The organism is Nocardioides sp. (assembly GCF_035697785.1).
GTDB lineage: Bacteria > Actinomycetota > Actinomycetes > Propionibacteriales > Nocardioidaceae > Nocardioides_B.
The window spans coordinates 1-8,776 of the sequence record NZ_DASSCL010000026.1; the positions used below are offsets into that span (position 1 = coordinate 1).

The 8,776-nt window shown below is 72.5% G+C and carries 10 protein-coding genes and 1 pseudogene; 5 read left to right on the plus strand and 6 right to left on the minus strand.

Annotated features, from left to right (window positions below; all coding sequences use genetic code 11):
* Window positions 1-310 (plus strand): annotated as a pseudogene (locus tag VFH10_RS03215) (hypothetical protein); the annotation flags it as partial.
* 118 nt (window positions 311-428) lie between these two features.
* Here VFH10_RS03215 and VFH10_RS03220 read toward each other — a convergent pair.
* The 3 genes from VFH10_RS03220 to VFH10_RS03230 form a co-directional block, all read right to left on the minus strand.
* Window positions 429-1,370, minus strand: a complete 942-nt coding sequence (locus tag VFH10_RS03220) for a hypothetical protein (protein ID WP_325125869.1) — start codon at window positions 1,368-1,370, stop codon at window positions 429-431.
* Between the two features lies 1 nt (window position 1,371).
* Window positions 1,372-2,031, minus strand: coding sequence for a response regulator transcription factor (locus VFH10_RS03225; protein WP_325125871.1), 660 nt, complete (start codon window positions 2,029-2,031; stop codon window positions 1,372-1,374).
* A gap of 95 nt (window positions 2,032-2,126) precedes the next feature.
* A complete protein-coding gene (locus tag VFH10_RS03230; RefSeq protein WP_325125873.1) occupies window positions 2,127-2,648 on the minus strand; it encodes a flavin reductase family protein in 522 nt (173 codons plus the stop codon).
* A 138-nt stretch (window positions 2,649-2,786) separates the two neighbouring features.
* On the opposite strand from VFH10_RS03230, the gene VFH10_RS03235 reads away from it, so the two are divergent.
* Window positions 2,787-3,290 carry a GNAT family N-acetyltransferase gene (locus VFH10_RS03235; protein WP_325125875.1) on the plus strand — a complete coding sequence of 168 codons (504 nt, stop codon included), beginning with the start codon at window positions 2,787-2,789 and terminating at the stop codon, window positions 3,288-3,290.
* Here the strand turns inward: VFH10_RS03235 and macS are convergent.
* Both macS and VFH10_RS03245 read right to left on the minus strand, forming a co-directional pair.
* Window positions 3,287-4,492 carry a MacS family sensor histidine kinase gene (gene macS / locus VFH10_RS03240; protein WP_325125877.1) on the minus strand — a complete coding sequence of 402 codons (1,206 nt, stop codon included), beginning with the start codon at window positions 4,490-4,492 and terminating at the stop codon, window positions 3,287-3,289. The genes VFH10_RS03235 and macS overlap by 4 nt on opposite strands.
* A complete protein-coding gene (locus VFH10_RS03245) occupies window positions 4,489-5,244 on the minus strand; it encodes a lysophospholipid acyltransferase family protein (protein ID WP_325125879.1) in 756 nt (251 codons plus the stop codon). The genes macS and VFH10_RS03245 overlap by 4 nt, the downstream gene beginning before the upstream one ends.
* A 163-nt stretch (window positions 5,245-5,407) precedes the next feature.
* Here VFH10_RS03245 and VFH10_RS03250 point away from each other — a divergent pair, with 163 nt between their 5' ends.
* The 3 genes from VFH10_RS03250 to VFH10_RS03260 all read left to right on the plus strand — a co-directional run bounded on the left by VFH10_RS03250 (window position 5,408) and on the right by VFH10_RS03260 (window position 8,048).
* Window positions 5,408-6,178 carry an alpha/beta hydrolase gene (locus VFH10_RS03250; protein ID WP_325125881.1) on the plus strand — a complete coding sequence of 257 codons (771 nt, stop codon included), beginning with the start codon at window positions 5,408-5,410 and terminating at the stop codon, window positions 6,176-6,178.
* On the plus strand, window positions 6,175-6,708 hold the full coding sequence (locus tag VFH10_RS03255) for a hypothetical protein (RefSeq protein ID WP_325125883.1): 534 nt from the start codon (window positions 6,175-6,177) through the stop codon (window positions 6,706-6,708). Before VFH10_RS03250 ends, VFH10_RS03255 begins: the two co-directional genes overlap by 4 nt.
* Before the next feature lie 98 nt (window positions 6,709-6,806).
* Entirely contained in the window at window positions 6,807-8,048 is a 1,242-nt protein-coding gene (locus VFH10_RS03260) for a TIGR00300 family protein (RefSeq protein WP_325125885.1), read from the plus strand.
* Window positions 8,049-8,082: 34 nt separating this feature from the next.
* Here the strand turns inward: VFH10_RS03260 and VFH10_RS03265 are convergent.
* On the minus strand, window positions 8,083-8,776 hold a 694-nt coding region (locus tag VFH10_RS03265; protein WP_325125887.1), incomplete at its 5' end, for an endonuclease/exonuclease/phosphatase family protein.

An 8,776-nucleotide genomic window follows, 5' to 3' on the forward strand; every position in this document is an offset into this window, starting at 1 on the left:
GCCGGCGCGCGGCCGTCCCGGGCCGGCGACGGACGTGTGGGGTGTCGGCGCGACGCTGTACCACGCGATCGAGGGCGTCGCGCCGTTCGACGGCGACCACACGTCGGACGTCACGGCGGCACGGTGGCCGCAGGTCGAGCAGGAGGCGCCGCCGTTCACCGTGCGCATCCGGCCGGACGTCGCGGCCGTCGTACGCTCCTGCCTCTCCCCCGACCCGGCCGCGCGTCCGGATCCGCAACAGCTCGCCGAGAGCCTCGCGGACGCGCTGACGGAGCTGCCGAAGGGCAAGCTGAGCTTCAAGGTGCGCTGAGCGACGTCGGCCTCGCCACTCCCCGTGGCGTTCTGCACCCTCCCGCGGGGAGTTCGCCGCGGGAAGGGGTGGATTACCACGGGACCGTGGTAATCCACCCCACCCCCACGCCGCCCCGTCAGTCCGCGAGCCGGTCGATCTCCGCCTCGGCGTCGGCGACCGCGGCCTGCGCCAGCTCGACCGCCTCCTGGGACTCGTTGCGCTCCTCGGCGGCCTCGGCGGCCTGCTCGTCGAGCCGCTCCAGCCGCGACTCCAGCCCGTCGATCGTGCGCCGGAGCTCGTCGATCTCGCCGTTGACCTGGAGGGTCGCCGCCTGCAGGTCCGAGACCCGCTTCTCGCGCTGCTTCAGCTCCTTCTGCGCGACGGTCAGGTCGGCCTGCGCGGCCCGCAGCGCCTGCTTGGCGGCGGTACGACGCTCGCGGCGCTCCTCCCGTTCCCGCTCGGCCGGATCCGGCTCCGGTACGACGGAGAGCCCCGGCCGCTTCGACTGTGTCGAGGCAGTCACCTCCGACAGCGGCCGGGCCGACCGTCCGATCGCGGTGTGGTCGGCCACCGCCGAGGCCACCTTGAGCGAGCCCGTGCCCGACGGGTTCAACGGGTCGACCAGCATCCCGGTGCGCACCGCTGCCTCGGCGTCGGTGTCGACCATCGCCGCGTGCAACGTGTCCTCGACCTGACGGAGCACCGACTCGGAGAGCTTGGTCCCGAGCTCCTTGGCGAGCGCGCGCCCCTTGCCGGCGACGGCCGCGACGAGCCGGCGACGCTGCTTGGTGAGCTCGCGCAGCGCGTCGCCGTCGAGGTCGGCCTGGGCGGCCCGCAGCGACGCCCCGAGGTCGAGCACCTGGGTCATCTCCTCGGCCTGGTGCCGGACCAGCATGTTCACCACCCAGGCGGACACCGCAGGTTTGCGCAGCGCCTTGACCCGCTCGGAGAGCTCCTTGTCGCCCGAGGCCTTGAGCTCCTTGACGTAGCCGTTGCGGGCGTCGGTGAAGTCTCCCGGCGCGAGTCCGTAGAGCTCCTCGGCAACCGCCGCGAACGTCTCCTCCGGGTCGTCGGCCATGTCAGAGCTCCTCGTCGAGCCCCTGCTCGATGGCGTACCGCACCAGCTGCACCCGGTTGTGCAGCTGGAGCTTGCGCAGGGTGTTCTGCACATGGTTCTGCACGGTGCGGTGCGAGAGGAACAGCCGCTCGGCGATCTGCTTGTAGGACAGGCCCTTCGCGACCAGCCGGAGCACCTCGGTCTCGCGCTCGGTGAGCCGCGGCGCGTCCGGGTGGCTCGACGCGGCCGCCGGGGTCTCGGAGAGCCGGCGGTACTCCCCCAGCACCAGTCCGGCCAGCCCGGGGGTGAACACGGTGTCGCCCTCGGCGACCCGACGTACCGCGGCCAGCAGCTCGGCACGGGACGCCGACTTCACGAGGTACCCGGTCGCTCCCGCCTTCACCGCCTGCAGTACGTCGTCCTGCTCGCCGGACGCGGACAGGATCAGCACCCGCACGGCCGGGTCGTCGCGCACCAGCTCGGCGGTGACCTCGACCCCGGTCGGGGCGGGGATCTGCAGGTCGAGCACGACGACCTCGGGGCGGGTCGCCTTGGCCCGCGTCAGCGCCTCGGTGCCGGTGGACGCCGTCGCGACCACCTCGAGACCCGCCTCGGTCAGGTCGCGGGCCACGCCGTCGCGCCACATCGGGTGGTCGTCGACGACCATCACCTTCAGCGACATCCCGCGGGCTCCTCCCCCAATACCGATATCGGTAGTCCTACCGTGACCCATGGACCACCGTCCCGCTACCGATATCGGTGGCGGTCCAGCGAAGGCTACGACGCACCACCGGGCCGGACGTACCGCCCACGCCGGTGCAGCAGCGGCTCACCAGGCTCGCCGAGGTGGATCGCGTCGAGCACGCCGTCCACCAGCAGCGACCAGCCGACATCACGGGTGGACTCCACGGCGAACCCGGCCCACGCCGACACCCCTTCGAGCAGCGGTCCCCACGGGGTCTGCTGCCACGCCCCGAGCCGGAACACGCCGCCCGGCGCCGGTGCCACGCCGGCGAACGCGTCGGCGAGGTCGCGGTGCTCCCACGACAGCAGCTGTACGACGCCGCGCCCGGACCGGGCCAGCACCGCCGCGAGGTCGGAGTCGGGATCCACCAGCGCCAGCACGTGCGCCGGATCGCCGTGCCCGACCATCAGCGACGAGACCGTCAACCCGGCGCGGTCGTCCGCCGGGCCGGCCGTCAGGAGCGCCACCGTGCCGCCCACCCGTCCGCGCAGCCGGCGGGCCGGGTCGCGCTCGTCCTCCGGGTCCGCGAACGGGTGCCCGCTGTGGATCGTCACGGCCGCGAGCGTAGCCGCCCCCACCCGCCCACCCGGCCCGCCCGCCCGACCCCGCCCACCCGGCCCACGCACCGGTGACCGAACGGACAGTCAAGTCCGCTGCCCGGACGTCCGACAACAATCGGTGGGGAGGGATCCGTGACCATCGACGCCGTGCCGAAGCGGTTCGACAGCCTGCGTGCCGTGCAGCAGGCCGACGAACCGTTCCTGTTCGACGTCTTCTGCACCGCCTGGGAGCAGGAGGTCGCGGCCATGCCCGACGCCCGCCTCGTCCGGCACTTCCTGCGCATCCAGTACACCGCCCAGGAGACCCGCTTCCGGCGCCGCTTCCCCGGCCACGAGCGCTACGTCATCACCCACAAGGGCGAGGACGCCGGCCGCGCGTACCTGCACCGGACCCCCTCGAGGCTGCACGCCGTCGACATGATCCTGCTGCCCCGGTTCCGTTCCCTCGGCATCGGCAGCCGGCTGGTCCGCGAGCTGTTCGAGCAGGCCCGGGACCACGGCCAGCAGGTCGGCATCCGGGTGCCGCGCCGCAACGAGCGGGCCGCCCGGTTGTACGCCGGGCTCGGCTTCCGCCTCGTCGCCATGGACGACCTGGACCGCTACTACGAGTGGGACCCTGAGACCCACGCGGGCTAACGCCGCGGGACCGTCAGCTCCCACTCGGTGCCCTGCCCCGGCCCGGTCACCAGCACGGCCGAGCCCCCGAGGTCGGCGACCCGGCCGCGCACCGACTCGCGGACTCCCAACCGGCCCTCGGCCTCCGCCGCCTCCAGCCGACCGGCGGGGATGCCGGGCCCCTCGTCGCGCACCGTCACCACCACCGAGTCGCCGAGGTCCTCGACCAGCACCCAGGCGGGGGCGTCGGGACCGACGTGGTTCGCCACGTTGTCGAGACACGCGCGTACGACGGAGGCGAGCTCGGCGACCACCGGGGCAGGCAGCTCGACCGGGCCGCCCGGGCCGGAGACGGTCACGGTGCGGCTGCCGAGCGCGGCCAGAGACGTCATCAGGTCGGCCGCCGCCCCGGCCGATGTCGCGTCGGACACCCGGACCGCGTCGCCCTGCACGAGCGCCCGCAGAGCGACCTCCTGCTCCCCCGCGAGCCGGCCGAGGTCCTCCACGTCACCGCCCAGCTCGAGACCGCGGCGCTGCACCAGGGCGAGCACCTGCAGCACGCCGTCGTGCACGACGCGGGCGAGCCGGGCCCGCTCCTCCATCGTCGCGGCGACCCGCTCGGCACGCGCGCGCGCCTCGGTGGCCTCCCGCAGCAGCGACGCCGTGTAGCCGACGACCCCGGCCGCCAGCACGAGCAGGAAGATGTTGCCCCAGGTGGTGCCGGTGGGCTGGTCGCGCACGGCGAGGTCGCAGGCCGAGACCGCCAGCGCCGCGAACACGCCGCCGAGCCAGCCGCGGGTCGCCGACCACGCGAGCACCGCGGCCATCACCCAGAACGACGGCATCGTCGCTGCGTGCCGGTCAAGCATCGCGTCGCTCTGGACGTACGGCGTGGACAGCAGCGCGGCGCACGCCACCGCGAGATCCGCCACCAGGAGGGTGAGGGTGCGCCGGCGCGCCTCGTCGTACGCCCAGGTGGCGAACGCCGTCCAGGCGACCATGCCGCCGACGACCGCCCAGCCCGCCACCGGGTGCTCGAACTCCCGCCACCGGACGGCGTTCAGCACGATCGCGTAGGCGAGCACGACCAGGCGCAGCACGGCCAGCGCGCGGTAGAGCTGGGTGCCGACCTGGTCCACGGCCGACGGGACCGTCCCCCAGGTCCAGGCGGAGCCGGCGCGCGCGGGTCGACGGGGCGCGGGGACCGGTTCGAGGTCGGTCAAGCCGCCTCGGTGTCGCCGGGGGCCGGGGCCGGGGCCGGGTCGGCCTGGGCGGCGGCCTTGCGGGCGGCCGCGGCCTCCTTGTCGAGTGCCTTGGCCTGGGTGGCGTAGAGGTCGACGTACTCCTGGCCCGACAGCCGCATGATCTCGTACATGATCTCGTCGGTGATCGACCGCAGGATGAACCGGTCGTTCTCCAGGCCCTCGTAGCGGGAGAAGTCCAGCGGCGCGCCGAACCGCACCAGCGGACGCGTGAACGAGCCGAACTTCTTGCCGGGCGGCGCCACCACGTCGGTGCCCACGACCGCCACCGGGACCACGGGCACCTTCATCTCCAGGGCGAGCCGCGCGACACCGGTCTTGCCGCGGTAAAGGCGGCCGTCGTGGGAGCGCGTGCCCTCAGGGTAGATGCCGAACAGCTCCCCCTGCCCGAGGATCTTCTTCGCGGCCTTGAGCGCACCCTCGGCGGCGCTGGCCCCGGACCGGTCGATCGGCACCTGACCGGCGCCGGAGAAGAACTTCTTCTGGAACCAACCCTTGATCCCCGGGCTGGTGAAGTACTCCGCCTTCGCCACGAACGTGACCCGCCGGGCCAAGGTGAGCGGCATGAACAGCCAGTCGGCGTAGGAGAGGTGGTTGCTCGCGAGGATGGCCGCGCCCTCGTCGGGGACGTGCTCGGCGCCCTCGGCCTGGGGCCGGAAGACCAGCTTCAGGACCGGGCCGACGAAGACCCACTTGAGCAGCCAGTAGAACATCCGACACCTCCTCCGAGGGAGACCCCTCCGTCGGGAACCTTAGGCCCTCCCCGCCCACTCCGTCACCATCCAGCGCGACCCCCCGATGGCCCAGAAGCCTGGCCCCGGTCACGGTCGCGTGCGACGATTCAGGGGCCCGCCCGGAACCCCCTCAGGAGCAGCGTTGTCGATCTCCCCCATCGCCGAGCCGTTCTACGCCGACGCCCGCCCCATCGGCCCCGACGGCCGCCGCATCGGCGTGCTGCTCAGCCACGGTTTCACCGGCTGCCCGGCATCGATGGTGCCGTGGGGCAGACACCTGGCCGGGCTCGGGTACGCCGTCGCCGTACCCCGGCTGCCCGGTCACGGCACCAGCTGGCAGGAGCTCAACAAGTGCCGGTGGGCGGACTGGTACGGCGAGATCCAGCGCGCGTTCGACAAGCTGACGGCCAACTGCGACCAGGTGGTGGTCGGTGGCCTTTCGATGGGCGGGGGCCTGGCCCTCCGGCTGGCCGCCGACCGCGGCCGCGACGTCGCCGGGATCGTGCTGGTCAACCCGGCCGTGCACACCGAGCGCAAGGACGTGCTCGCGCTGCCGGTGCTGCAGCACGTGATCCCGTCGCTGCCCGGCATCGCCAACGACATCAAGAAGCCGGGGGTCGAGGAGCACGGCTACGACCGCACCCCCCTCAAGGCGGCCCGGTCGATGCTGGCCGGCTGGAAGCAGGTCCGCGCCGACCTGCCGAAGGTGACCTCGCCGCTGCTGATGTTCCGCTCCGCGGAGGACCACGTGGTCGACCCGTCGTCCGGCCAGATCATCCTGACCTCGGTGTCCTCGCGTGACCTGACCGAGCGGATCCTCGAGGATTCGTTCCACGTGGCTACCCTCGACAACGACGCCCCGATGATCTTCGAGGAGTCCGCAGAGTTCGTACGACGAGTGACGGGACCATGACGAACCACCCCGACGACCGGACGCCCGAGGAGCCCACGGGCGGGTCGGACGGAGCCCAGCCCCGGCTCGACGAGGACGCCGCCTGGGCCGAGATCGTCGCCCACTACGGCGAGGCCCCGGTGGTCGAGGACGAGACCCCGGTGGCCGAGCCCGACCGTCCGACGGTCGAGCCCGACCCGCCCGCCGAGAACGACCCGTTCGACCGCAGCTACCTCGACGCGCAGCTCGCCCGCCAGTCCCGGGAGACGCCGGAGCTGGACACCGCGGCCAGCTGGGACGACGAGGGCCACTTCGTCCCGCCCACGCCGCCCCCCTTGCCCGCCCTCGACCCGCGCCGCAAGGCCGCCTGGGTCGCGCTGTTCGGCAGCCCGGCGCTGATGCTGCTCGGCATCGTCCTGGGCTGGACCTACCCGGGCTGGATCAGCTTCCTGCTGGTCACCGCCTTCGTGGGTGGCTTCGGCTACCTCGTCGCGACGATGCCCCGCGGCAACGACCGCGGCTGGCCCGGCGACGACGGCGCCGTCGTCTAGGCCGCTACTCCTAGCGAGCCGAGACCCCGGTGGCCGACCCGGCCGAGACCGCGCCATAGTGGTGCCGACCCCAGCAGAGCCCGCCCCGAGGAGAGTTCGTGACCTTCACCGAGCACGTCGAGATCACCGGACACCTGATGGACACCGGGGTCCTGTCCCGGGTGCTCGACGACATCCGCGAGTACGGCGGCGACTGGGTGATCGAGAAGATCGACGTCGGTCGCGAGTCCGGCGACATGTCCACCGCCACCATCAAGGTCTGGTGCGACGACGAGGACGACCTGCAGCGGCTGCTGATGCGTCTGCAGACCCGCGGCGTCAACCAGGTCGACCCGGGCGAGGCGTCGGTCGAGGTCGCGGAGGTCGACGGCGTGTTCCCCGACGGCTTCTACTCCACGACCAACCTCGAGACCCGAGTCCGCCTCGACGGCCGCTGGGTGTCGGTCGACAACCCCGAGATGGACTGCGGCCTGATCGTGGAGAAGAGCAACGGCGCCACTCGCGTCTACACCCTGCCGATGGCCGACGTGCGGGCCGGCATGACCGTCATCTGTGGCGCCTCCGGGATCAAGGTGACCGTTCCCGAGACCGACAAGGCGACCGGCTCGTTCGGGTTCATGGAGTCCGACGTCTCCAGCGAGAAGCCGCAGGCGGTGCTGGTGCGCCAGGTGGCGGAAGGCATGCGTGAGGCGAAGGCCGCCGGCAAGAAGGTGCTGTGGGTGGGCGGCCCGGGGGTCGTGCACACCGGCGCGGCGCCGGCGATGGTCGCGCTGGTCCACGCGGGCTTCGTGGACGTGCTGTTCGCCGGCAACGCGTTGGCCACCCATGACATCGAGTCCTCGCTCTACGGCACCTCCCTGGGCGTCGACCTGGCACACGGCCGCGGCGTCGAGCACGGTCACGAGCACCACATCCGGGCTCTCAACACGATCCGCAAGGCGGGGTCGATCAAGGACGCCGTCGACTCCGGCGTACTGACCGGGGGGATCATGCACGCGCTGGTCACCCACGAGAAGGACTTCGTGCTCGTCGGGTCGGTGCGCGACGACGGGCCGCTCCCAGACGTCTACACCGACGTGATCGAGGGTCAGCGGGCGATGCGGGCGAAGCTCGACGGTGTCGGCTTCTGCCTGATGGTGGCGACGATGCTGCACTCGGTCGCCACCGGCAACATCCTGCCCGCCTCGATTCCGCTCGTCTGCGTCGACATCAACCCCGCGACGGTGACCAAGCTCGCCGACCGTGGATCGTCCCAGGCGCGCGGGATCGTCACCGACGTGGGGCTGTTCCTCGAGCAGCTCGCCGCCGACCTGGTGCCGGACTACCGCTCCCGCGCCTGACCCACGGGCCGGCGGTCGCGCCCGACGAGACCAGCTACAGCAGCTCGATCTCCGCCGACAACGGCCGGTGGTCGCTGGCGGCGCGCAACAACTGATCCGGAAGCCCGGGATCCCCGTGGGAGAGCACGGTCGCGGTAGTACCCCGCACGAGGAGCGCGTCGATCCGGGTCCGGGGGTCCTCCGCCGGGAACGTCTCCCAGGTGTTGTCGCCGTGGTCGACGAAGCCGGCATCACGCAGCCGCTGCCAGCTCGGACCGCGAGGCGGCTCGTTGAGGTCGCCCGCCACGACCACCGGTCCCCTCAAGGTGGACGCGACCTCGATCACCCGCTGCACCTCCCGCAGCCGCCGCTCCCGGTCCAGGCTCAGGTGGCAGCTGACCGCTCCGATCAGCCGGCCCTCGACGCGCAGCTGCGCCCACGCGATGCCGCGACGGGGCTGGAACAGCGGCTGCTTCAGCCGCTCGGCGCCCGATGACTTGACCGCGACCCTGGGGCCGACCACGACCATGTTGGATCCGGCCGGCCGGCCACCTGCGACGTACCGCATCTGCCAACGTTCGGCCAAAGCACGACAGCGCCTCTTCCACAGGAGCGGCTGCTTGGGGCTCTCGTTGACTAGCTGGACGTCGGCGTCGAGACGACGTACGACGTCGTGAACGACCGCCCCCCGCCGGCCACCCATGAGGATGTTGTACGTCGCCACCCGGATGCGCGTCACGCGCCCGATC